At 64.9% G+C, this 23,404-nt stretch carries 20 protein-coding genes and 1 pseudogene; 7 read left to right on the top strand and 14 right to left on the bottom strand.

The genetic code is table 11. From position 1 onward, the window contains the following. Positions 1-6: 6 nt before the first annotated feature. The 4 genes from ACZ9C1_RS05030 to ACZ9C1_RS05015 all read right to left on the bottom strand — a co-directional run bounded on the left by ACZ9C1_RS05030 (position 7) and on the right by ACZ9C1_RS05015 (position 5,061). Positions 7-1,650 carry a ShlB/FhaC/HecB family hemolysin secretion/activation protein gene (locus ACZ9C1_RS05030; protein WP_457378723.1) on the bottom strand — a complete coding sequence of 548 codons (1,644 nt, stop codon included), beginning with the start codon at positions 1,648-1,650 and terminating at the stop codon, positions 7-9. A gap of 320 nt (positions 1,651-1,970) precedes the next feature. Further along, a complete protein-coding gene (locus ACZ9C1_RS05025) occupies positions 1,971-3,389 on the bottom strand; it encodes a short-chain fatty acid transporter (protein WP_094012630.1) in 1,419 nt (472 codons plus the stop codon). A 281-nt stretch (positions 3,390-3,670) separates the two neighbouring features. Then, entirely contained in the window at positions 3,671-4,327 is a 657-nt protein-coding gene (locus tag ACZ9C1_RS05020) for a CoA transferase subunit B (protein WP_102685419.1), read from the bottom strand. 35 nt (positions 4,328-4,362) lie between these two features. Continuing rightward, positions 4,363-5,061, bottom strand: coding sequence for a CoA transferase subunit A (locus ACZ9C1_RS05015; protein WP_023632552.1), 699 nt, complete (start codon positions 5,059-5,061; stop codon positions 4,363-4,365). A 120-nt stretch (positions 5,062-5,181) separates the two neighbouring features. On the opposite strand from ACZ9C1_RS05015, the gene ACZ9C1_RS05010 reads away from it, so the two are divergent. Together ACZ9C1_RS05010 and ACZ9C1_RS05005 are read left to right on the top strand one after the other, a co-directional pair. After that, on the top strand, positions 5,182-6,087 hold the full coding sequence (locus tag ACZ9C1_RS05010; protein ID WP_277503896.1) for a LysR family transcriptional regulator: 906 nt from the start codon (positions 5,182-5,184) through the stop codon (positions 6,085-6,087). Further along, positions 6,075-6,896, top strand: coding sequence for an aldo/keto reductase (locus ACZ9C1_RS05005; protein ID WP_277503894.1), 822 nt, complete (start codon positions 6,075-6,077; stop codon positions 6,894-6,896). Before ACZ9C1_RS05010 ends, ACZ9C1_RS05005 begins: the two co-directional genes overlap by 13 nt. Before the next feature lie 89 nt (positions 6,897-6,985). Here ACZ9C1_RS05005 and ACZ9C1_RS05000 read toward each other — a convergent pair. The 8 genes and pseudogenes from ACZ9C1_RS05000 to ACZ9C1_RS04965 form a co-directional block, all read right to left on the bottom strand. Beyond that, positions 6,986-10,082: pseudogene (locus tag ACZ9C1_RS05000) on the bottom strand (error-prone DNA polymerase). Then, the gene (locus ACZ9C1_RS04995; RefSeq protein ID WP_258597998.1) at positions 10,058-11,476 is read right to left on the bottom strand and encodes a Y-family DNA polymerase; all 1,419 of its coding nucleotides are present in this window, start codon (positions 11,474-11,476) and stop codon (positions 10,058-10,060) included. Before ACZ9C1_RS04995 ends, ACZ9C1_RS05000 begins: the two are co-directional and overlap by 25 nt. A 6-nt stretch (positions 11,477-11,482) precedes the next feature. Further along, positions 11,483-12,103 (bottom strand): translesion DNA synthesis-associated protein ImuA, encoded by a 621-nt coding sequence (gene imuA / locus ACZ9C1_RS04990; RefSeq protein ID WP_102685452.1) that lies wholly within the window; start codon positions 12,101-12,103, stop codon positions 11,483-11,485. After that, positions 12,103-12,711, bottom strand: a complete 609-nt coding sequence (gene lexA / locus ACZ9C1_RS04985) for a transcriptional repressor LexA (protein ID WP_111532881.1) — start codon at positions 12,709-12,711, stop codon at positions 12,103-12,105. Before lexA ends, imuA begins: the two co-directional genes overlap by 1 nt. Before the next feature lie 70 nt (positions 12,712-12,781). Further along, positions 12,782-14,380: a hypothetical protein gene (locus ACZ9C1_RS04980; RefSeq protein ID WP_476253680.1), complete on the bottom strand. Its 1,599-nt coding sequence runs from the start codon at positions 14,378-14,380 to the stop codon at positions 12,782-12,784. Between the two features lie 3 nt (positions 14,381-14,383). Further along, positions 14,384-15,145, bottom strand: a complete 762-nt coding sequence (locus tag ACZ9C1_RS04975; protein ID WP_476253679.1) for a hypothetical protein — start codon at positions 15,143-15,145, stop codon at positions 14,384-14,386. Between the two features lie 166 nt (positions 15,146-15,311). Further along, complete coding sequence (locus ACZ9C1_RS04970) at positions 15,312-15,782, bottom strand: thioesterase family protein (protein WP_476253678.1); 471 nt, start codon at positions 15,780-15,782, stop codon at positions 15,312-15,314. Between the two features lie 325 nt (positions 15,783-16,107). Further along, entirely contained in the window at positions 16,108-16,518 is a 411-nt protein-coding gene (locus ACZ9C1_RS04965) for an acyl-CoA thioesterase (protein WP_198755020.1), read from the bottom strand. A 195-nt stretch (positions 16,519-16,713) separates the two neighbouring features. Between ACZ9C1_RS04965 and ACZ9C1_RS04960 the strand changes: the two genes are divergently transcribed. Next, entirely contained in the window at positions 16,714-17,379 is a 666-nt protein-coding gene (locus tag ACZ9C1_RS04960; RefSeq protein ID WP_277503884.1) for an HAD family hydrolase, read from the top strand. A 993-nt stretch (positions 17,380-18,372) separates the two neighbouring features. Here ACZ9C1_RS04960 and ACZ9C1_RS04955 read toward each other — a convergent pair. Beyond that, positions 18,373-19,125, bottom strand: a complete 753-nt coding sequence (locus tag ACZ9C1_RS04955; protein ID WP_476253677.1) for a methyltransferase domain-containing protein — start codon at positions 19,123-19,125, stop codon at positions 18,373-18,375. A gap of 264 nt (positions 19,126-19,389) precedes the next feature. Here ACZ9C1_RS04955 and ACZ9C1_RS04950 point away from each other — a divergent pair, with 264 nt between their 5' ends. The 3 genes from ACZ9C1_RS04950 (at position 19,390) to ACZ9C1_RS04940 (ending at position 22,058) form a co-directional block, all read left to right on the top strand. Beyond that, positions 19,390-20,055: a class I SAM-dependent methyltransferase gene (locus ACZ9C1_RS04950; protein WP_277503883.1), complete on the top strand. Its 666-nt coding sequence runs from the start codon at positions 19,390-19,392 to the stop codon at positions 20,053-20,055. Between the two features lie 297 nt (positions 20,056-20,352). Further along, positions 20,353-21,657 (top strand): MFS transporter, encoded by a 1,305-nt coding sequence (locus tag ACZ9C1_RS04945; RefSeq protein ID WP_277503881.1) that lies wholly within the window; start codon positions 20,353-20,355, stop codon positions 21,655-21,657. Positions 21,658-21,749: 92 nt separating this feature from the next. Then, positions 21,750-22,058 (top strand): hypothetical protein, encoded by a 309-nt coding sequence (locus ACZ9C1_RS04940; RefSeq protein ID WP_102682262.1) that lies wholly within the window; start codon positions 21,750-21,752, stop codon positions 22,056-22,058. A gap of 19 nt (positions 22,059-22,077) precedes the next feature. Here the strand turns inward: ACZ9C1_RS04940 and ACZ9C1_RS04935 are convergent, their stop codons facing one another. Beyond that, positions 22,078-23,010 carry a LysR family transcriptional regulator gene (locus ACZ9C1_RS04935; protein ID WP_046855759.1) on the bottom strand — a complete coding sequence of 311 codons (933 nt, stop codon included), beginning with the start codon at positions 23,008-23,010 and terminating at the stop codon, positions 22,078-22,080. Positions 23,011-23,125: 115 nt separating this feature from the next. Here ACZ9C1_RS04935 and ACZ9C1_RS04930 point away from each other — a divergent pair, with 115 nt between their 5' ends. Further along, positions 23,126-23,371, top strand: coding sequence for a DUF2790 domain-containing protein (locus tag ACZ9C1_RS04930; protein ID WP_046855760.1), 246 nt, complete (start codon positions 23,126-23,128; stop codon positions 23,369-23,371). Positions 23,372-23,404: the final 33 nt, after the last annotated feature.

Below are 23,404 nucleotides of genomic sequence, written 5' to 3'. Positions count from 1 at the left end.
GGTGGATCAGATGAAGAAGTCCAGGCGGAAATACACCGGGCGTTCCTTCTCGGTCAGCACGTCGGGGCGTTCCAGGCTGTGGGCGAAGGTCACGCTGGCGGCCATGTGCTGGCCGCGGGCGAACAGCTCCAGCGAGTGGCTGCTGGCACGGCCATGATACTCGCCGTTGTAGCGATCGTTGCGGATCACCCCGAGGTCGTAGCCCAGGCCCAGGCCATACTCGGCCACGAACGGCTGCAGCAGCGGCCAGTTAACCGGGCGGGTCAAGCGCAGGTCGTTGCGCCAGTAGCCACCGCTGTCGCCGGACAACGACTGGTCCTTCAGGCCGCGTACCGACGACAGCCCGCCAAGGCTGATGCGCTGAGGGCTGAACAGCACGTCTTCGCTGCGCTGGCCGGTGGCCAGGCTGGTGAAGCTCAGGCGCTCGCCGAACAGTTCGAAGCCCTGCACATAGCTGACCGTGGCGCTGTACTTGCGGTAGCGCGCCACCGGTTGGCCCGGACGCGGGTGGGCATTGTCCTGGGCATCGAAGGCGCCGATGCCTTCCTGAGTGCCCAGGTCGATGTTGACGAAGGCATTGCCCAGGCGGCGGCCGTGGTTGATGCCGAACTGCGCCTCGCTCAGGCGGTTACTGCTGCCCTCCAGGCGGCTGTCCTCGATGTAGTTGTTGGTGCGCAGGTGGGCCACACCGGCATTCAGCGAGGTCTTGCTGGTGGCATCGCGATGTACCACGCGCTCGGCGCGCAGCTGGTGGTTCTGGCTGTCGCCGGTCTGCTTGAAGGCAAAGCCGTTGGCCTGGGCCAGGGAGCGGTATTCGCTCTCGCTGTAGCTGTAGGTGAAGTTCCACCAGCCCCACGGCAGGTTGTAGAACAGCACGCCGTTCTTCGAGCCCTGGGTGTGATCACTGACCACATCGTGGCCACCACGCAGCATCAGCTGGTCGGCCAGCCCCAGCGGGCTGTCCCATTCCAGGCCGAGGTTGAGCATCTGCTCGCCGGTGCTGCGCTGGCCTTCGTTGTTGCGCGACAGCGAGGCGCGCCAGGGTTTCTGCTGGGTGTTGCGCACCAGCACTTCGCTGCCGCCGACGGCCTTGCCAGGGGTCAGCTCCATCTGCGCCTTGTTCGACGGCAGACGGTTGAGCTGGTCGACCATCTGCTCGACTTCGCGCAGGTTCAGGCGCTGCTCGACTTCGCCGGGGAACACCATGGCCAGTTCGCGCTCGCTCAGGCCGCTGGCCGGGTCCGGGCGCAGCCCTTCCAGGCGCCCTTCCACCACCAGCACCTGCAGGTGGCCCGAGGACAGGTCCTGCTGCGGCAGGTAGGCGCGGCTGGTGACCAGACCGCGGCCCAAATAATGGTCGGTGATGGCCTTGAGCAAGGCATTGAGCTGGGTGACGCCCAGGCACTGGTCGATGAAGGGTTTGAGCAGGCTGTCGCGGTCAGCGGCGGACAGGCTGTCGGCGCCCTTGAGCTCGATGGTGTGGATATCGAAGCAGCGGGTGTCTTCGGGCCGTTGCTGCTGGGCAGGTTGCGCGCTTTCGCCGGGCAGGTTGCGCAGGTCCTCGAGGCGCCGTTGCTGCTCTTCGAGCAGGCGGTTCTGGCGTTCGCGGATCAGGTCCTGGTCACCGGGAGACACGGCCCAGGCAGGCATGCTGCACAATGCTGAAACAAGGACGGAAAGGGCCAACTTGCGCGTGGAAAGACGACGTACTGCCATACCTGTCCTTGGTGATTAAGGCAAAGAGGCGCGCATACTATGCGGCCATCATATTGACGTCAATTTGCCATCACTTCATTTTTTGCGGGAGCCTCCCTCCATATCGCTCAGAAGCACTGAGATAGAGCGGTCTGCCTATAAAAAACATCCTGTGTACTTTGCAGGGCCCGCCTCGCTCGCGTCCCGATTGCTCCTGCAGAAATGCGCGTTCTCCTGCAGGAGCGACCTCATGTCGGGAAAGGACTGTGCAAGCCCTACGGCATTACCGGCGGTACATACTGCAAGGTCGTGCCCAGCGCCCACAGCAACACCAGCACCAGCGGCACATGCACCAGCAACTGCACGAACGAGAAGCCGATCAGGTCACGCGCCTTGAGCCCCAGCACCCCCAGCAGCGGCAGCATGTAGAACGGGTTGATCAGGTTCGGCAGCGCCTCGGCGGCGTTGTAGATCTGCACCGCCCAGCCCAGGTGGTATTGCAGGTCGTTGGCCACCAGCATCACGTACGGCGCCTCGATGATCCACTTGCCACCGCCGGACGGGATGAAGAAGCCGAGCACCGCCGAGTACACGCCCATCAGCAAGGCGTAGGTGTCATGGGTGGCGATCTGGGTGAAGAACAGCGAGATATGGTGAGCCAGGGTCTGGGCGTCCGCGCCCTTGACCTGGGTGAGAATGGCGGCGATCGAGCCGTACAGCGGGAACTGGATCAGCACCCCGGTGGTGGTCGGCACGGCGCGGGCCACGGCATCGAGGAAGCTGCGCGGGCGCCAGTGCAGCAAGGCACCGAGCATGATGAACAGCAGGTTGTAGGTGTTCAGCCCGGAAATCGCGGTGATCGCCGGCTTGGTGGCGAACTCCTGGTACAGCCAGCCGGCGGCCAGGGCCACCAGCAGCAGGATCAGGATCGGGCTGTATTCCAGCCACTCACCCGGGCGCGTGCGCTGGGGCGAAGGTGGTGCGCTGAAGCTCGGGTCCACTCCACAGTCCTGCGCGCTGCGGGCGCTGTTCGGGCCAGGCGCGGTGGCATAGGCGACGATCAGCGAGACGATCACCAGCGCGGCGAGCATCACCCCGGACTGCCAGAGGAAGATGGTCTCGGTGAACGGGATCACCCCGGTAATCGACAGGATCGACGGCGGCAGACTGGCCGGGTTGGCCTGCAACTGCGCGGCCGACGACGACAGGCCCAGCGCCCACACCGCGCCCAGGCCCAGGTAGGCGGCGGCGCCAGCGGCGCGGTAGTCCATCTTCAGGTCGGTGCGGCGCGCCAGGGCGCGCACCAGCAGGCCGCCGAACACCAGCGACAACCCCCAGTTGAGCAAGGACGCGAGCATCGAGATCAGCGCCACCCAGCACACCGCCGAGCGGCCGTTTTTCGGTAGCCGCGCCAGGCGGTCGATCAGCCGGGCGGCAGGTGGCGAGCTGGCCACCACATAGCCGCCGATGACCACGAAGGCCATCTGCATGGTGAACGGGATAAGGCTCCAGAAGCCGTCACCGAAAGCCTTGGCGGTGTCGGTGGGCTTGCCGCCCATGGCCAGGGCGCCGAGGGCCACCAGCATCACGGCCAGGGCGGCGAACACCCAGGAATCGGGGAACCAGCGTTCGGCCCAGTTGGAGCAGCGCAGGGCAAAGCGGGCGGAGCGGCTGTCTTGGATATCAGCGGCCACGATGTTTTCCTTTTTCTGATTTTTATAGGACTGAAACGGCGTCGCCCCATCGCGGGGCAGGCCCGCTCCCACGAGGGATACGTGGTCCTTAGGCTTTGTACGAAAAGTGCCTGCGCGACGATCATGCTGCGTTGAAAACAGGCTCGGAATGCTCATTGACAACCAGTCAACTCCGCTTCCTCGCCTGTTTTCGCCTTGCCTGATCGCCGCTCGGCGACTTTTCGTACAAACCCTAGTGGGAGCGGGCCTGCCCCGCGATGGGGCGCTTGCAACGGTGCTGCTTAGAAGGTCATTTCCTGCACATCGTCCGGCACGATCAGCTTGCCGGCGGTCTTCGCGACGATCTCCTCCACGCTCACGCCCGGCGCGGTCTCGCGCAGGATGAAGGCGCCGTTGTCGATCTCCAGGTAGGCCAGGTCGGTCAGCACCTTGCGGATGCAGCCGGCGCCGGTCAGCGGCAGGCTGCACTTGGGCAGCAGCTTGGACTCGCCGTCCTTGGAGGCATGGGTCATGGTGACGATGATGTTGTCGGCGCCGGCCACCAGGTCCATGGCGCCGCCCATGCCCTTGACCAGCTTGCCGGGGATCATCCACGAGGCGATATTGCCTTCCACGTCCACCTCGAAGGCGCCGAGCACGGTGAGGTCGACATGCCCGCCACGGATCATGGCGAAGGATTGCGCCGAATCGAAGATCGACGCGCCACGGCGGGCGGTAACGGTCTGCTTGCCGGCGTTGATCATGTCGGCGTCGATGGTGGCTTCGGTGGGGAACTCGCCCATGCCCAGCAGGCCGTTCTCCGACTGCAGCATCACTTCCATGCCGTCGGGCACATAGTTGGCCACCAGGGTGGGGATGCCGATGCCGAGGTTGACGTAGTAGCCGTCCTTGAGTTCACGGGCGACGCGTTGCGCCATTTGTTCGCGGGTCAATGCCATGGTCAGGATCTCTTTGTTGTTCTTGAGGGCGGCGCTCAGGCCTTGACGGTGCGCTTTTCGATGCGCTTCTCGAAGGTGCCGACGATGACCCGGTCGACATAGATGCCCGGGGTGTGAATCTCGCTGGGCAGCAGCACGCCGGGCTCGACGATCTCTTCGACCTCGACCACGGTGATCTTGCCGGCGGTGGCGGCCAGCGGGTTGAAGTTCTGCGCGGTGTTGCGGTACACCACGTTGCCGTAGTGGTCGGCCTTCCAGCCTTTGACGATGGCGAAGTCGCCGGTGATGGACTCTTCGAGGATGTACTTGCGGCCGTTGAACTCGCGTACTTCCTTGCCTTCGGCAACCGGGGTGCCGTAGCCGGTGGCGGTGAAGAAGGCTGGGATGCCGGCGCCGCCGGCGCGCATCTTCTCGGCCAGGGTGCCTTGCGGGGTGAGCTCCACTTCCAGTTCGCCGCTGAGCAGCTGGCGCTCGAACTCGGCGTTCTCGCCGACGTAGGAGGCGATCATCTTGCGGATCTGCCGGTCCTCGAGCAGCACGCCGAGGCCGAAGCCATCGACGCCGCAGTTGTTGGAGACCACGGTCAGGCCCTTGACGCCGCGGCGCTTGATTTCGGCGATGAGGTTCTCGGGGATGCCGCACAGGCCAAAGCCGCCGGCCAGCACGGTCATGTCGTCGGTCAGGCCCGCCAGGGCCTCTTCATAAGTTGCTACACGCTTGTCCAGTCCGGCCATGCTCAGTCGCCTTTTGTAGTTGTTGGAACCGTACGGTCATCTTCACTGTAGTCGACTGATTTGTTAATTTTGTTTTCGTCATCGATTGATAACTTTTCCAAAACAAAGGGCCCGCCTCTCATGAACGTCAAGCAGCTGCGTGCCTTCGTTACCGTGGCCAAGTACCAGAGCTTCGCCCAGGCCGGCGAGCACCTGCACGTGTCGCAACCGGCCTTGAGCCTGACCATCAAGGCCCTGGAGGACAACCTCGGCGGCGCCCTGCTCACCCGCACCACCCGCAGCGTCAGCCTGACCCCCGAGGGCGAGGTACTGCTGCCCCTGGCCAGGCGCCTGCTCGCCGACTGGGACGATACCGAGGAGATGCTGCGCCAGCGCTTCACCCTGCAACTGGGTCGGGTGTCGGTGGCGGCCATGCCGGCCTTCGCCGGCAACCTGCTGCCACGGTCGCTGAAGGTGTTTCGCCAACGCTACCCCAAGGTTAATGTCACCGTGCACGACGTGATCAACGAGCAGGTGCTGGAACTGGTGCGCCATCGCCGCGTCGAACTGGGCATCGGCTTCGAGCCTGATAGCAGCGAGGCGCTGCGCTTCCACCCGCTGTACATGGACCGCTTCGTCGCCGTGGTGCCGGCCGACTCGCCCCTTGCCCAGCAGCCCCAGGTGCGTTGGCAGGAGCTGCTGGCCGAGGACTTCATCGCCTTGCAGCGGCCATCGGCGGTGCGCCTGCTGCTCGAACAGCACCTGGCCGCCAACCATGGCAAGCTGGCGGTGGCCTTCGAGAGCCATCAGCTATCGACCATCGGCCGCATGGTCGCCAGTGGCCTGGGGGTCAGCGCGGTGCCGGCCCTGTGCATCGAGCAGATGCAGGAGCTCGGCGCCCGTTGCGTGCCGCTGGTCGAACCCACCGTGGAGCGGCGCATCGGTGTGATCGCCCTGAGCGATCACAAGCTGTCCAAGGCCGCCGAGGCGCTGCTCGATGTACTGCTGACCCATACCCACCCACAGGAGGTGACATGCGTTACGTGAATCTGGCGGGCTCCCGCGTTCCGGCCATCGGCCAGGGCACCTGGTACATGGGCGAGGACCCGGGCCGCAGGGCCGCCGAGGTGGCGGCCCTGCAACAAGGCATCGACCTGGGCCTGAGCCTGATCGACACGGCGGAAATGTACGCCGAGGGCGGCGCCGAGCAGGTGGTCGGCCAGGCCATCGCCGGGCGCCGCGACCAGGTGTTCCTGGTCAGCAAGGTCTATCCGCACAATGCCAGCCGACGCGGTGTACCGGCCGCCTGCGAGCGCAGCCTCCAGCGCCTGGGCACCGACTGCATCGACCTGTACCTGCTGCACTGGCGCGGTCAGTACCCGCTGGAAGAGACTGTGGAAGCCTTCGAGCGGCTGATCGAGCAGGGCAAGATTCGCCGCTGGGGCATGTCCAATTTCGACCTCGACGACTTGCGCGAACTGGATGACAGCGCCTGCGCCACCAACCAGGTGCTGTACAACCCGGCCGAACGTGGTATCGAGTTCGACCTGCTGCCGTGGAGCCGCGAGCAGGGCTTGCCGACCATGGCCTACTGCCCGTTGGCCCAGGCCGGGCGCTTGCTGCGACACCCGGTGATGGCGCAGATCGCCGAACGCCATGGCGCCACGCCGGCACAAGTGAGCCTGGCCTGGGTCACGCGCAATGATGGGGTGATCGCGATCCCCAAGGCGGTGGATCCGCAGCATGTGCGCTTGAATGCGGCGGCGGCCGACCTGGTGCTTGCCGAAGAGGACCTGCAAGCCATCGAGCAGGCGTTCCCGGCTCCGACACGCAAGCAGCGACTGGCGATGGTCTGAGCTGCCTGCACCAGGGGCCGCGCTGCGGCCCTATCGCCGGCAAGCCGGCTCCCACACCGACCGCGCCGCCTTCAAGCCAAACGCTATTTCTAGTGAAAGTCCCGGCTGCGCACATCAAGCCCCTGCAACAGTGGGCTGATGTCTTCCAGGCGCCGGGCGATCAGGTGCCGCACCCCGCTCTCCTGCTCCAGCCGCCCGCTCACCTTGAGCAACTTCGAACCTACCAGTTCGCGCCGTTGGCGCTCGGCCAGGTCGCGCCAGACCACCACGTTGACCATGCCATGCTCGTCCTCGAGGGTGACGAAGGTCACGCCACTGGCGGTCTGTGGTCGCTGGCGACCGACCACGATGCCGGCGACGGCGATGCTGTCGCCATGCTCGACCCCTGCCAGCTCCCTTGAACTGCGACACCCCAGCGCACGCAAGCGTGTCCGCAGCAGGGTCAGGGGATGCGGCCCGAGGGTGGTGCCCAGGGTGTCGTAGTCGGCGGCCAGGTCTTCGGCAATGCTTGGTGCAGGCAAGGCCACCGCCTGTTCAAGTGTCGATTCAACCTCGGCGAACAACGGCAGTTGCGCCTGCACCGCCGCCACCTGCCAGCGCGCCTGGTGGCGGTCGCCGGCCAGCCCGCGCAATGCCCCGGCGTCGGCCAGGCGCGCCCGGGCCCGGCCATCGAGCCCGGCGCGCAGGCACAGGTCCTCGACATCCCGCCAGGGGCGTAGCGCCCTCGCCTGCTCCAGGCGCCGGGCATCGTCCTCGCTGAAGCCGCGGATCTGGCGCAGGCCCAGGCGGATGGCCAGTTCGTTCTCGCCCAGTGCCTCCAAGGTGCAATCCCACTCGCTATGGAACACATCCACCGGGCGCACTTCGATGCCCTGGCGGCGCGCCTCCTGCAGCAACTGGTCGGGGCTGTAGAAGCCCATCGGCCAACTGTTGACCAGCGCACAGGTGAAGATCGCCGGCTCATGGCACTTGAGCCAACTGCTGGCGTAGCACAAAAGTGCAAAGCTGGCGGCGTGGGATTCAGGGAAGCCGTAACTGCCAAAGCCCTTGATCTGCTCGAAGATACGCTCGGCAAAGGCCAGCTCGTAGCCATTGCGCAGCATGCCCGCGATCAGCCGCTCGCGGTGCGGTTCCAAGCCGCCATGGCGCTTCCAGGCGGCCATGCTGCGACGCAACTGGTCGGCCTCGCCGGGGCTGTAGTCGGCGGCGACCATGGCCAGTTCCATCACCTGCTCCTGGAACAGCGGCACGCCCAGGGTGCGCTCGAAGACGGCCTGCAGCTCTGCCGAAGGATAGGTGACCGGCTCCTGCTTCAACCGGCGGCGCAGGTACGGGTGAACCATGTCGCCCTGGATCGGCCCGGGGCGCACGATGGCCACCTCGATCACCAGGTCGTAGAACTTCTCCGGCTTGAGCCGGGGCAGCATGGCCATCTGCGCCCGCGACTCGATCTGGAACACGCCCATGGTCTCGGCGCGGCCGATCATGGCGTAGGTGGCCGGGTCTTCCTTGGGCAGCGTCGCCAGCGTGTACTCGCGCCCCCGATGTCGGGCGATCAGGTCGAAGCAGCGGCGCAGCGCGCTGAGCATGCCCAGCGCCAGCACGTCGACCTTGAGCAGGCCGACCATGTCCAGATCGTCCTTGTCCCACTGGATCACCGTGCGCTCGGCCATCGCCGCGTTCTCCACCGGCACCAGCTGGTCCAGCGGCTGCTCGGAGATGACGAAGCCCCCGGGGTGCTGCGACAGGTGTCGGGGAAAGCCGATCAGATCCCCCGCCAGCACCAGGATGCGCCGCAGCGACGGGCTGTGCGCATCGAACCCGGCCTCGGCCAGGCGAGCGGCATCAGGGATGCGGTCGCTCCAGCGCCCGCAGCACTTGGCCAGGGCGTCCACCTGGTCGGCCGGCAGGCCGAGCACCCGCGCCACGTCGCGCACCGCGCCGGCGGCATGGTAGCTGCTGACCACCGCGGTGAGCGCGGCACGGTGCCGGCCGTAGCGCTGGAACACGTACTGGATCACCTCTTCACGGCGCTCGTGCTCGAAATCCACGTCGATGTCCGGCGGCTCGTTGCGCTCGCGGGAAAGGAAGCGCTCGAACAGCAGGCGGTGTTCCATGGGATCGAGCTCGGTGATGCCGAGGACGAAGCACACCACCGAGTTGGCCGCCGAGCCGCGCCCCTGGCAGAGGATGCGCTGGCGGCGGGCGAAGGCGACGATGTCGTGGACGGTGAGGAAGTAACTCTCGTAGCCCAGTTCCTCGATCAGCGCCAGCTCCCGCTCCAGCACCGCGTGGACCTGGTCGCTCGGGCCCTGGGGCCAGCGCTCGGGCAACCCTCGCCGGCACAGCTCGCGCAGCCAGCTGGCCGGGGTCTGCCCCTCGGGCACCAGTTCCCGTGGGTACTGGTAGTCCAGCTGGGACAGATCAAAGGTGCAGCGCTCGGCAACCTGCAGGGTCTGCGCCAGCAGATCGTCGGGGTACAGCTCGTGCAACTGGTCGAGCGACCTCAGGTGACGCTCGCCATTGGCGAACAGAAAGCGCCCCGCCTCGGCGACCGCGCAATGTTCGCGGATGGCGGTCATGCAGTCCTGCAGCGCCCGCCGTCCGCGCACGTGCATGTGCACATCGCCGCAGGCCACCAACGGAAGATCGAGCCGCGCCCCCAGCGCGCGCAGGTGGGCCAGGCGCTGAGCGTCGTCGGCCCCGCGGTGCAGATGCACCGCCAGCCACAGGCGCCCGTCGAACAGGGGCTGCAGCCAGGCCCCGGCGCTGTCGTCCGGCTCGGCCACCCACAGCGCCAGCAAGCCCTGGTGATGGGCCTCGAGGTCCTCGACGAGCAACTGGTAGCTGCCCCTTCTGCGAACGCCGCCGGGCGCGGGTGATCAAGGCGCAGAGGCTTTGGTAGCCAGCAAGGTCCTGTGCCAGCAGGACCAGCTTCGGCCCCTGGTGCACCCGCACCTCGCTGCCGACGATCAACCGCACCTGATGCTGCTTTGCCGCCTGCCAGGCCCGGACGATGCCCGCCAGGGTGCATTCATCGGTGATCGCCAGGGCCTGGTAACCCTGCTCGCGGGCGCGGCGGAACAGCTCGTCGGCACTGGAGGCACCACGCTGGAAACTGAAGTTCGACAGGCAGTGCAGCTCGGCGTAGCCGGGGGCGCTCATGCGAACCAGCCTTGCAGCCACAACGGCCCCGGCGCCGCGAGGTCGCGGAAGGCCCAGCCGCGCAGGCCATCACGGGTTTCGATGCGGTAGTAGTCGCGCCGCACATCACCACCGTCCCACCAGCCGGACTCGATGCGCTCGGCCTGCCCGAGCAGTTGCAGGCCAGTCTCGGACAGCGCCTGAGGCACCGGCAGCAACCAGCCGGGACGCCGACCGGGGGCCATCACCAAATGGCCCTGCCCACCCTGCTCCACCCCTTGCCAGGCGCACTCGGGGCGATGATCGGCCTCGGCGCGCAAGCCCTTGACCGCGTCATCGCCCAGCCGCGCGCGCAGGCGCTCGCGCAGCTGGTCCCAGGGCTGAGCCTGTTGCGCACGCGGATCGAACAGCGCCTGGTGCTGGGGCACGAACGGTGGCAGGTCGGCGGCCAGCAGCCGCAGGTTGCGCACCGGCGCCGGGATGCGCAGCGGCTCCAGGCGGCCACGGGCAAGCTCGAACAAGAGCGAGGCGTCGCGCTCGGCAGCCAACAGGCCGACCTTGAGCACGGTGTCCGCGCCTTCGGCATGCTCCAGGTGCAGTTCGAAACGCTGCACGCCACAGTCACGCCCGGCGAGAAATGCCGCCAGGTCGTGAATGAGACGACGCAGGGGGAAAAGCAGGGCCTGGTGTGATTCGACGTCGAAGTTCAGCTCCAGCCGCGCTTCGAAACGGTCGGGCGGCTGGTAGAAACCCAGCCCCAGGCTGCGCAAACCAAGCAGTTGGTCCAGGTGCAACTGCACCTGGGCACTGAAGCGCCTGGCCAAGGCATCACGGGGCAGCGCCAGTACCTGCCCGAGGCGGCGCAGGCCCATGCGGATGAAGGCTTCGGCTGCCTCACTGGGCAGGCCGACACGCTCGACGGGCATGTCGAGCAAGGCAGCGCGGGTCGCCTGCGGGCAAGTCAGTGCCAGGCCATCGTGACCGTTGGCGAGCATTCTCGCCGCCACCGGGTTGCTGGCCACGACGATGCGCTGGCGCAAGCCGAGTGCCGCCAGTTCCTGGCGCAGGCGCGCCTCGAACGACGGCCACGGGCCGAACAGCTGCAGACTCGAGCCTACCTCCAGCAGCAGCGCACGGGGATAGTGCAGGCTGACCTGGGCGCTGAAACGGTAGGCCCAGGCCGCGAGCAGCTGCTGCAACTGCTCGAGACGCGCCGGCTCGACCTCGACGCAGGTGAAACCGTCGGCCAGGGCGCGGGCGGCGGTCAGGGCCTGCCCGGCGCGCAGGCCCAGCGCACTGGCCGCCGGGTTGACCGCCCGCAGCACGCGGCGCTGGGGCGGCCCGCCGAGCAGCACCAGCGGCGCCTCGGGGTCGTCACGTTCGCGCAGGACAGTGTCCAGCGCCAGCTGGGGTAACAGGATGCAGGCCCAGAGCATGGTGCATCACCCCTGCCCAGGGCAGGCGATGGGTGCGGCAGGTGGCAGGCCACCCCGGCACTTGAGCACGCGCCATTGTGCCGGGCGCAGGTCGAGGGCGATGCGCAGGGCGGCAGGCGATGGGTTCAGCGCGGCCTGCCGCGGACGACAGGCGAATGCCAGCGCGTTGCCGGTTTCCGCGGCCACTTGCAAACGCCGCAGCGCCCGATCATCGGCACGCTCCGGCCAGCACAACACCGCCGCGCAACTGCCCGAGCGCAGGCACTGCTCGGCTGCCCACAGGGCATCGCCGGCCTCGGCGTCGATCTGCACCAGCCAGCGCAGGTCCACCCCGGCAGCCTGCCAGGCCGGCGCATAAGGGATGAACGGCGGCGCCACCAGCACCACCCTCTGCCCTTCCCCGCTCAGCCGGGCGAGCGTGGGCCAGAGCAACTGCAACTCACCGCAGCCGGGGCTGGCCAGCAGCAGCTCGCTGAGCGACGCCGCCGGCCAACCGCCTTCCGGCAGCCGACCATCGAGGGCGGCATGCCCGGTGGGCTGCAGGCCCTGCGGACGCGCCTGGGCCTGCCGCCCACGCCATACCTGGCGCTGATCGAGCAGCCGGTCGAGTTCGACCACCGCGCCCATCAGTCACGCCTCAGCAAGCCGCAGAACACGCCTTCGATGAAGAACTCGCGCTCGGGGCTCACGTCGATGGGGGCATAGGCCGGGTTGCGCGGCAGCAGCCGATAGCCGTCGCGGGTGCGCTGCAGGCGCTTGATGGTCACCTCGCCGTCGAGCCGGGCGACCACGATCTGCCCGTCGCGGGCCTCGCCCTGCTGGCGAATGCCGACCAGGTCACCGTCGAAGATGCCGTCGTCGACCATCGAGTCGCCGCGCACCTTGAGCAGGTAGTCGGGGGTACGCCGGAACAGGCTGGGGTCGAGCAGCAACTGCTCGTGGATATCGAGGTCGGGCCCGATCGGCGCACCGGCGGCAACCTGGCCGAGCACCGGCACTTCGAGGATCTCGGGCCGACGCAGCGGCTCGGCCAGGCGGATACCCCGCGCCTGATTGGGCGTGACGTCGATGAAGCCGCCCTGGCTCAGGGCGGTGATGTGCTTGCGCGCCACGCTGCGCGAGGCGAAACCGAAACGCTCGGCGATGTCGGCCAGCGACGGCGGCTGGCCTTGATCGGTGATGCGCTCGCGGATGAATTCGAGGATGGCGCGGCGTTTGGGAGATAAATTGTCCATGGAGCACATTTGTACTCCTTTCTGCGAAAACTGAACAGTCCCCTTCGTCGTCGGCCCTCCTCGCCCAGGCTCAGTAACGAATGGACAAGGCGATCGCCTCGTTTGGCGTCTGGTGTTTCTCCAGCAGGCCGAGCACGTCCTTCTTCAGTTGCGTCTGCTTGTCGATCAACGGCAGGTCGCGGAACTTGTAGTCCAGGTCGGCATAGCTTTCCGAGACACCGGCATTGAGGTGGTTCTTGCCGAAGGTGTGCACGATGTGCTTGGACTTCCAGATGTCGTACTGGCTGAACACCTGGTCCGCTGGCAGGTGCTTGGCGACCGCGAACGGCAGCCGGGTCAGCAGGCAGTAGTTCATCTTGTACTTGTGGAACTGGTAGTGCTCCAGGGAATGCACGAACGATACGTACCAGATGTAGGTGGCGATCACTTCGATGTTGAAAGCCTTGTCATTGGCCGGGCACGGCAGGTTGACATAGCGGCACAGCTCGGCGACCCAGTTGTTGATATAGGGCTCGGAACCGTCGCGCAGCAGGTCGTCGTAACTGGTCGTGACGAACTTCAGCACCGCCGCGTAGTAGTCGCGGTATTGGGCATTGAGCGCGTGCTGGCCATTGAGGTACTGGTCGAACGGGATGGTGAACTTGATCTCGAATTTCTGGGTCAGCGCCTGGTCTTCGGTGTCGCGCTTGTTGTACATGTTCAGGGCGTTTTCATAACCGACCTTGTAGAAGGTCTGCGCCGAGTAGTAGCCGATGCAGCTGTAGAGGAACTTGTCGGCGATACCGGTGGTTTCGCGCAACGACAGCGGCGATTCCTTGAACTGGTGATTGAGCATCAGGATATAGGCGGTGTGCGGATCCATCAGCTTGTGGAAGTTGGAATCCTTGGGCACCAGGTTGAACAGGAATGCCGCGCCCATTTCGGCGAAGAACAGGTGGTGGTGCAGGTGCGCGCCGAGGATGAAGAACACCATGGTGTTCGACATGAAGTACACCTTGGCCAGGTCCCAGTGCGGCTCGCCCGGGCCGACGCTGAAGCCGTCGCGCAGGGTGATGCGCATGCTGTCGGTGGCGAAGTCCTGGGCGATGGAGATGCTGGCCACGTCGAACACCGAACTGGACAGGCGGATCTCGCGGGTGAAATCACGCATGTCGAAGGTCGATACGCCATCGACCGTCTGCAGGTAGTGGGTGATCTGCGACGACATCAGGAAGACTTTCAGGTCCTCGTCGGAAATCGCCGTCGGTTGCGGGAACTGGCCCAGCGGCACTTTGTAGTAGTCGCGGTTGGCCTTGATGATCGACTGGATATAGTTGTGGTAGACCTTGTCTTTCCTCCAGCGATAGACCAGTTCGGCGGGCAGTTTCTTGGGGATGTAGCCCATGTGGTAGTCAGTGCCCGGGATCGGCGTGCTCTCCATCGAGATGGAGTCACGATTGTAGTGGCGATAGCCAAAGTAGCGAGGCAGCAGCCACTTCAGCTGGACCCACTTCCAGGCCAGGAAACTGGCGCTGAGGTTAATCGCGTACAACGACAGCAGCAACGGCACGAACTTCACGTAATACAGGCCGATGTACACATGCTTCAATGGCTCGGCCCGGGTCTTGCTCATCAACAGGATCACGGGGCTGACGGTGATGAAAAACGCCAGCAGGATAACTTCCAACATGCTTCAGACTCCTTGTTCGATCGCTTTGTTCTTCTTGCGGCTTGCGCCGTAGCTGTACAGGCAGGCGCCTGTGAAAATCACGTTGACGACGCTCCAGGCGAGCGCGGCGTCGGGGCTGTACCAGGTCGTCAGGTCGAAGGCCGGCAGGTTCATCAGCGGGGTGTCGCCGGCGATGGTGCGCACGAACAGGTAGAAGCCGAAGGTGTAGGCGCGGGCCTGGAAATACAGGTCGGTGCGGCGCAGGAGCAAGGCGTAGGCCACTGGCGCCAGCAACAGCGGCAGTGCATAGCCGAAGGTGGTGATCCGTGCCGAGTACAGGAAGCACAGGTTCCAGGTGGTGTACAGGTAGGGCCAGTAGGCAGGGACGCGCACCACGAAATCGTGATGACGGCCAGAGATCTCCCAGTGCTGGCGCGAGTACGGCAGACACAGGATCAGGCCCACGGCGGCGACGATGTTGAGGACGTTGCCGGTTTTCCAGTCGATCACCGAGGCTTCGATGATGTTGAGCACGATCACCACGTAGATAAGCTTGTAGATGAAACCCTCGATTTTCGGCCTGTACCTGGCATACGCCAGGAAGCACATGGGCAGCAGCACGCTGATGGTCTTGATGCGCATGAACAGGTTGGCGTTCGGCACCAGCAACGCCGGCAGCGACAGCACGAAGAAGGTCAGGCCCACCAGGCGGTAGCGCCTGAACAGCTCGGCGACCAGTAGAAAGACCGCGAAAAGAACCAGCATCAACAACAAGGTGTTCGGCATGAGGTGTTTCCCTACTCATTCATGGATCGACGTGGGGCAGGCGCGAATGCCGGGCACGGCAAAGCCTGCCGCGCGCGGCGCCAGGCCACAGGCCTGGGGCCGTGGAGCAATGGACGGACGACGTGGGTGTCAGGTGTTTGCCAAGAGGGCCGCGGCGCGGCCTGGTTCAGGCCTTGCCGAGCACGTGGGCCTCAGCCTCCAGCCATTTCCTGATGGCTTCGGGCATCGGCGCGGTAGTGGGTTCGACCTTGAGCTTTTCGGCGATCACCGCGTTGGCGACCAGCCCTTTGCGACCGACCCAGGCGCCCTTGGAATAGCCAGTCACCACCACTTCACCGGCACGGTTGAAGAAGGTGTACTGGAAGTAGGTCCAGTTCTCGTCGAGGCAGCAGATGCTGAACTCGGCGGTGTACTGCTCGAACATGGAAAGTTGCTTTTTATAGACGACCAGATTACCGCCGAGCATGGGCTTCCAGCCCAACTTGAAGGCAGGAATGAGGATTTTCGCGCGCAGGCAAAGTTCCAGCATGAACAGATCGGCAATCGTCATGTAACGGCCATTGTTCATGTGTTTATTGATGTCTATGTCGTTCGGCCAGACCCGCAGCGTTCGCTGCAGTGTGTCGGTCAGGGCCATCGGCGGCTTGAAGAAACCGCGTAGAACAGCCAGCAACAAACGGATGTAGAGATTCATCCGGTTATCCCTCCCTAGGATTTTTATTATCGTTCCCTGTTCGATCGCCCGTTGTTTGTTCGGGTGACCGCAAGCGGCGCGTTGCAGGCCTGCTTGTTTAATTCCTGAGCGAGGCGAAAGCTAACAGCTTTCAGCAGGAGCAACCAGTGGCAACAGCCTCATTTAAACGGAAAACCGCAACTGAATAACCGGTCACGTTTGGACTTTATATCCAATTGATGCTGAATCGTTTGTTTGTTGATGAAATATCTATCCGTTGTGATGCGCATCAGCCTGTAGTGCTGCACAGTGCCTGGCGCAGTGCCTCGGGCAGCTCAACCGGTTGCTTGCTTTCGGGGCAGACGCACACTTGGGTCATGCTGGCCCGAAAACACACTTCGCCACCGGCCCCGAGCCCCTCTACGGCAAAACTGAACGATGTGCGGCCGAGCGGCCCACTGCTGACGTGCACGCGAATCAGGTCGTCCCAGGCCATCGGCGACAGGAACTCGATGGACAATGCCCGCGCCGGCGGCATCACGCCCATGGCGAACAGCTTGCGCAGGCCTTCGCCGCCCAGCCGGTGGGAGAGAAACTCGTGTATCGCCTCGATGACGAAGTAACCGATACGCGGCGTATAGACGATCCCAGCGGGGTCGCAATCGCCGAACAGGATCTTGCGGGTGGTGACAAAAGACATGGGGTGAGTGCTCCGTGCTGTAATGCCTGGCAGCCGATATTAACCGTTCAGGGTCTGTTGAGGCTGAGGCGTTTGCTCGGCAGCCCCACGCCTGTGAGTCTTGCGCCGAAGATGCGCAGGAACAGGCCAACTGCACTTTCCAATGCTGATGGCATAGTATGCTGCTGAATGGTTTCTCCCCTTTAAGGATGCCCGATGCTGACCGCCCTGCTGTTCGATCTCGATGGGACCCTAACCGACACCGACACCCTGCACTTGCAAGCCTTCCGCAAGCTGCTGCGCGACCACGATGGCCGCGAGCTTACTCAGGAGCAGTTCAACACCCAGGTCAGCGGCCGCTCCAACGGCCTGCTGTTCGCCGAGCTGTTCCCCCATTCTGATGCCGCCCACCGCCAGGCCCTGGCCGAGCGCAAGGAGGCGTTGTTCCGCGAACTGTCGCCAACCTTGACGCCGATGCCCGGCCTGCTGCGCCTGCTGGAACATGCCGAGCGGCACGGCATCGGCATGTGCGTGGTGACCAACGCCCCGCGCCTGAACGCCGAGCACATGCTCGGGGCCCTGGGCCTTGGCGAGCGTTTCGCTCATGTCCTGGTCGCCGATGAGCTGGCACGGCCCAAGCCCGACCCCCTGCCCTACCTCACCGGGCTGCAGTACCTGCAGGCCCAGGCCGGGCAGGCGCTGGCCTTCGAGGACTCGCTGCCTGGCGTCAAGGCAGCTGTCGATGCAGGCATCTTTACCGTGGGCCTGGCCACTACCCAGCCGGCCGAACGACTGCTGGAAGCCGGAGCGCGGTTGGTGATCGAAGACTATGCCGATCCGCGGTTGTGGGACATCATCGCGCGGATGCAAGCCACGGCCTGAACGATTGGTGCCGCTGGCATTGCGCGGTAGGTCGAGTTGAGTCCTGCGAGCGTTCGAGCTGTTGCTGTTGCTGTTGCTGTTGCTGTTGCCGTTGCCGTTGCCGTTGCCGTTGCCGTTGCCGTTGCCGTTGCCGTTGCCGTTGCCGATCAGGAGTCTAGCGCCTTACCCAGCTAGCGACAGCTGTGCTAGTCCAGGCGCCGCCCGTAACTTCGCGACTTCAGGAGGCCGAACGCAGGTCTTGCGGAGGGAGGTGACGGGCATGGATGCCCGTCAAGCGCTGCGCCCCAGGATGGGGCGTTCAGCGCGGTCCTCCCGGGAGCAAGGCCGGAGTGAGGGGACCCGGAGCGAAGCGGAGGGCCGGATGAATGGAGCGCCACGGCTTTGCTTACTTTGGCCACGACCAAAGTAAGCCGCCGTAAGGGCGGAAAGGTGACTGTGCGTCGACATCGCAAATGAATGAACTTATATCTATCAAAACCGATGCCGATTGACTTTGACTTTGACTTTGACTTTGACTTTGACTTTGACTTTGACTTTGACTTACACAGCGTGTGTTTTAAAAGTTATATGCGCATTCATTCGCCATGTCGACGCATACTCACCTTTTCGCCTTTACGGCGACCTCCTTTTCTCTTGGGAAAAGGAGGCAAAACCGTTCGGCTCCGTTCATACGGCCCCTACGCTTCGCTCCGGGGTCCCCTCACTCCGGGCTTGCTCCGGGAGGACGCGCCGACGGGCCATCCATGGCCTGATCGGCGCTTGACGGGCATCCATGCCCGTCACCTCCCTGCGCAAGCCCTCCGTTCGGCCTCCTGAAGTCGCAATTTGTGTCGCCTGAACTATCGCGCGCTTAGAAGCAAAAGCAGAAGAAGAGGAAGAGGAAGAGGAAGAGGAAGAAATACAAGTTTCTGCTTGGCGCTTTAATATTTAAAATGCTTCAGCCATCACACTAACTTAACACCACTGACACCTCACGCAATTTAACTACATGACTCACCGCTTGCGCGCACAAATACCGAAGGCGACATCACCGATATAGATATCCTGCGACCGTCGCCGCTCGGCATCCAACCGCGCCTGCAGGGTGTCGATCCCCACCTGCCGCGCCGTGGCCACGCCATGGGCAATGATCCGCGGCAGGCAAGCGCGGATGATCTCGCCCAGCGGGTAGGCGTTGCCGGGCGTCTGCACCAGGCATTCGGCACGCAAGTCCTCGACCATCAGGCCCGCTTCGCTGAACACACGGTGCAGGTTGAAGCCGATATGCAGGTCCGCCCCCTCATAGGCAAGCATGCGCCGCAACCATTGCTGGGCCTTGTGGTGCAAGGGGAATGATGCCTGGCTGGCCGGAGCCAGGCTGCCGTCGTGCTCCTGGAAGATCATCAACCCGCCAGGCAGCAGGGACCGGGTCATCGCCCGCAACGCCTTGGCCGGATCCGCCTGGTACATCAGTACCCGTCGCCCGACGATGGCGCCGAACAACCCAAGGGTCGCGGGTAACGCACACAGTTCGGCAGCCACGAACTCAGGTACAGCCGCCCCTTGGCGGCCTTCACGCTGGCGCGCAACCTCCAGGGCGCCAGCCGCCCGGTCGATACCCACCACCGCGCCGTCACCGCCTACCAGGCCGGCCAGCAGCCAGCTCACATCGCCACTGCCGCACCCGACATCGAGCACGCGCATGCCGGGGCCGATGCCGGCATCGACCAGCAGGCGCGTGGTGAAATCCGCTTTCGCAAGTGCCATGCCATGCTCCTTCCCAGGGACGCCAGTGTGCAGAGCAAAGGGGCATGCGCACAAGACTGGCCTATCCTAGTGTGGTGTTTCACAAATAACGACCATACCTCGCGGTGCTTTTTGCGCTCATGCGGCGTTGTCACTCCTCGCCGTAGCTGAGCTACGACTCGTCGCGACGCCTTGCCTGAGCGCAAAAATCACTCGCGAGTTATTGGTCGTATTTGCAAAACACCACACTAGAGCCACCCGCCACCCTCGGACCCGAGCACCCCCATGGTTACCGACCCACTGCTGGACAGCTGGCAGCACAACGCCCAGGCCTGGATCGAAGCCGTACGCTCCGGCGCCATCGAGTCCCGCCAGCAGGTCACCGACCAGGCGATACTCCTGGCCGTGCTCGGCCAGCAGCCCGGTCGGGTGCTGGATCTGGGCTGCGGCGAGGGTTGGCTGCTCCGTGCCCTGGCCGCACGGGGGATCGATGCGGTCGGGGTGGATGGCGATGCGACTCTTGTCGCCGCCGCACGCGCAGCAGGTTCGGCGCAGGTCCACCTGGCCAGCTATGAACAAGTGATCACAGGCGTGCAGGGCATCAACCACGAGCATGACCTGATCTGCGCCAACTTCGCCCTGCTCCAGCAAGACATCATTCCCCTGCTCACGGCCATGCGGAATCTGCTGCGGCCCGACGGCACGCTGCTGATCCAGACCCTGCACCCCTGGACGGCAGCCGCCGGCAACTACCAGGATGGCTGGCGCGAGGAGTCATTCGTCGGGTTCGCCGGCGACTGGCGCCCGATGCCATGGTACTTCCGCACCCTCGGCAGCTGGCTGAAGGCACTGGAGCTGGCGGGCTTCACCCTGGTCGAACTGCAGGAGCCGCAACATCCGCAGAGCCAGGTGCCGCAATCCCTGCTGCTGGTCGCGCGTAAAACGGCCTGACCCCTGCGGCCTCTCGTCGCAGCCTTTTCCCTCTTGGCAAATCCTGTACAGGCCTTAAAATCCCGCCTCCTTTTCGCCCGTCGCCCCAACCGGTGGCAAGCCCCCGCAAAGACCGCGTCCGTGCCTCACACATCGCGCATGTGCCACAGGCTCAACCGCCCCGCCCGGCCTTCACCCAACAGGCCCCGCGGTTGACTCTTGCCAAGCTCGCATCCCGCCCAGGCCGCACTGTACGTCGCTGTCCGGCACGTGCAGCCGAAAAGGTGCTTCTGAGCTCTTTCCAACCTTGAGGTAACTATGTCTGTGCGTTTGCTGGCGATGGCGCTGGCACCCCTGCTCGGCCTGTTCATCATTGCCCTGGGCAATGGCGTGCTGTCTTCCCTGACCACCCTGCGCCTTGGCGCCGCCGGCGAATCGGCGACCATGATCGGCGTGGTGTCCTCGGCCTACTTCATCGGCCTGACCCTCGGCGCAGTCTTCAACGACCGGTTGATCCTGCGCATCGGTCATATCCGCGCCTACAGCAGCTTCGCTGCCTTGATCGGCGCAACCATCCTGCTCCAGGGCTTGTTCTACGACACCACCTGGTGGTTCGTGCTGCGGCTGATCAACGGCTGGGCGGCGGTCGGCGTGTTCCTGGTGATCGAGAGCTGGTTGCTGCTGGCCGGTGACGCGAAGATCCGTGGGCGTCTGCTGGCGCTGTACATGATCGCCTTCTACGGTGCCGGGGTGATCGCCCAGGCCGCCCTGGGCGAGGTCACTGGCTGGGGCGAGACCGCGCCGTTCATGGTCGCCGGCATGCTCGCCACGCTGTCGGTGCTGCCGATCGTGATCCTGCCCCGGGTATCGCCACTGCTGGATCAGGTCGAGCCGCTCAAACCGCGGCAACTGCTGGGCGTGGCGCCGACCGGGCTGGTTGGCTGCTTCGGCTCGGGGGTCGCCATCGCCGGGATCTATGCCTTGCTGCCGCTGTACCTGCAACGCATCGGCCTGGACGTCGGCGAGACCGGCGACATGATGGCCTGGGTGATCCTCGGCGCCATGCTGCTACAGTACCCGGTCGGGCGCTGGTCCGACCGCAAGGATCGCCAGGACGTGCTGATCGCCCTGGCCGCCCTGTGTACCGTGCTGTCGGTTTTGATCGTGCTGCTGCCAGCCGACACCGTGCTGCTGCCGGCGCTGCTGTTCCTGCTCGGCGGCGGCGTGTTCGCGCTGTACCCGGTGGCCGTCAGCAGCGCCGCCGACCGCGCCCCGGCCGACGCGCTGGTGCCGATGATCCAGGGGCTGCTGCTGATCAACTCGCTGGGCTCGGCCATGGCCCCACTGGCCATTTCGCCGATGATGACTGCCTACGGCGAAGTCGGCCTGTTCTGGGCCTTCGCCGTGATCAACCTGGCCATGGTCGGGTTCTTCCTGTGGCGTCGCGGCAAACGCCCGGCACCGGAGCACCCGGCGCCGTTCGCGCCGACCGCAACCTTCTCGCCAACCGGCGCGGAACTGCGGGTGACCGAAGACCTGATGCACGCGGCGCAGGAGCATCCGACGCTGGAGGCGATGGATGCCATGCCCGGCCAACAGACGCCTCGTCCTGACGCCCACTGACGGCTGACGCCAAGGACCGCCCGTCGCTTGACGGGCACCTTGGCGTCGCCGTGATAGCCCAACCATGACAGTCATCCGACAGGAGATTCATCATGGTCAATCCACGTCCCCTCGCCTTGCTGCTGGCCTTGATACTGGGCAGCAGCACCACCCTCGCCCTCGCCGCCACCGACACGAACGGGAGCGGCACGCACAAAGAGCACACTACCGAGCAAGGCAAGACCGCCGGTGAAGGCAGCAGCGTCAACAGCCCCGGTGGCAAGGATAACGACAGCAGTGACACTGGTACCGACTCTGACGCCGCCGACGGTGCCGCTGGCGGCTCCAACAGTACCGGAGAAGCCACCGGCAGCGGCGCTGGGGCTTCTGGTGGCAGCGCCGAGGATCAGGACAGCCGGTGACCCGCGAAGCGCACGGCCTTCAACGCCAGTATCGGGGCTCGTCCACCACGCGCTGGTGCTCGGCGAACAACAACGGCAGCTGCTCCTTGAGAAAGTCCAGCCAGGTGCGCACCTTGGCGTCCAGGTAATGCCGTGACGGATAGATCGCATAGATCTCGCGCTGGCGCAGCCGATGCGGCGCCAGCAACCGGCACAAGCGCCCCTCCTGCATCGCCTGGCTCGCCGAGTAGTACGGCAACAAGCCCACCCCCATGCCCAGTTCGGTGGCCTTGAGCATGGCGTCTGCAACGTTGGTGAGGAAGGTGTCCTGGGGCACGATCACGCAATTGTCGGGGTGGCCTTCGAACGACCAGTCCTCCTCGAACAGCGGGTCGACGGTGCGCAGGCAGACGTGCCCGTGCAAGTCCTCGGGGCGCTCGGGTACGCCGTGACGGGCAAGGTAATCCGGGGATGCGCACAGGATGCTGTGGATGCTGCCCAGCGGGATGGCGATCAGTTGCGAGTCCGGCAGGCCCTGGCCGATGGTGATCACCACGTCGTGCCCTTCGGCAAGTGGGTCGGGGTTGCGCTGCGACAGGGTCAACTCCATCACCACTTCCGGGCAGGTCGCGTTGTAGCGCGCCACCAGCGGCATCATCAATAGCCCCAGGCCATGGGTGCAGTGAAAACGCAGGCGGCCACGGGGGGTGAGGTGGGCGCCGCGCGCCTCGTCCACCGCCTCCTCGGTGAGCAGCATGATCTGCCGGGTGCGCTCGAGAAAACGCTCGCCCGCCTCGCTCATGCGCAGGCGCCGGGTGGTGCGGTGCAGCAGGCGGGTCTGCAGCTGGTTCTCGAGCTCGGCGACGATCCGCGACACCTGCGCGGCGGAAATATCCAGGGCCTGGGCGGCCCCGGCGAAGCTGCCGCATTCCACTACCCGGGCGAAGGTTCGCATCGCATGCAGCATGTCCATGGGCAGGCACCCTCATTCATACATGAAAGGCAGGAATCTATCACGGGATAGCCCATTTATTGTGAAACACAAATGAATGGATCATTAGCTATCCGCAATAAATGAGGTACCTGTCATGAAACGTTCGATTGCCCTGCTCGCCCTCAGCGCCACCCTCGCCTCGTTCGGCGCCTTCGCCGACAACAGCCCCAGCACCTACGAATACGGCATGCCGCTGGACATCGCCAAGGTCATTTCGATCACTCCGGCCAGCAACGACGCCGATTGCCAGGTCGGTACGGCGCACATGGTCTACGTCGACCACCAGGGCCAGACCCGCGAAGTCGACTACCGCCAGATGGGCAACTGCTCGCAGCTGTAACCCCATGGCAAAAATACCAGCCATCTTGCTGAA

Source organism: Pseudomonas sp. TE21435, assembly GCF_056279265.1.
The sequence above is the reverse complement of the archived record's forward strand: the minus strand, read 5'-3'. Positions and strand labels throughout refer to the sequence as shown.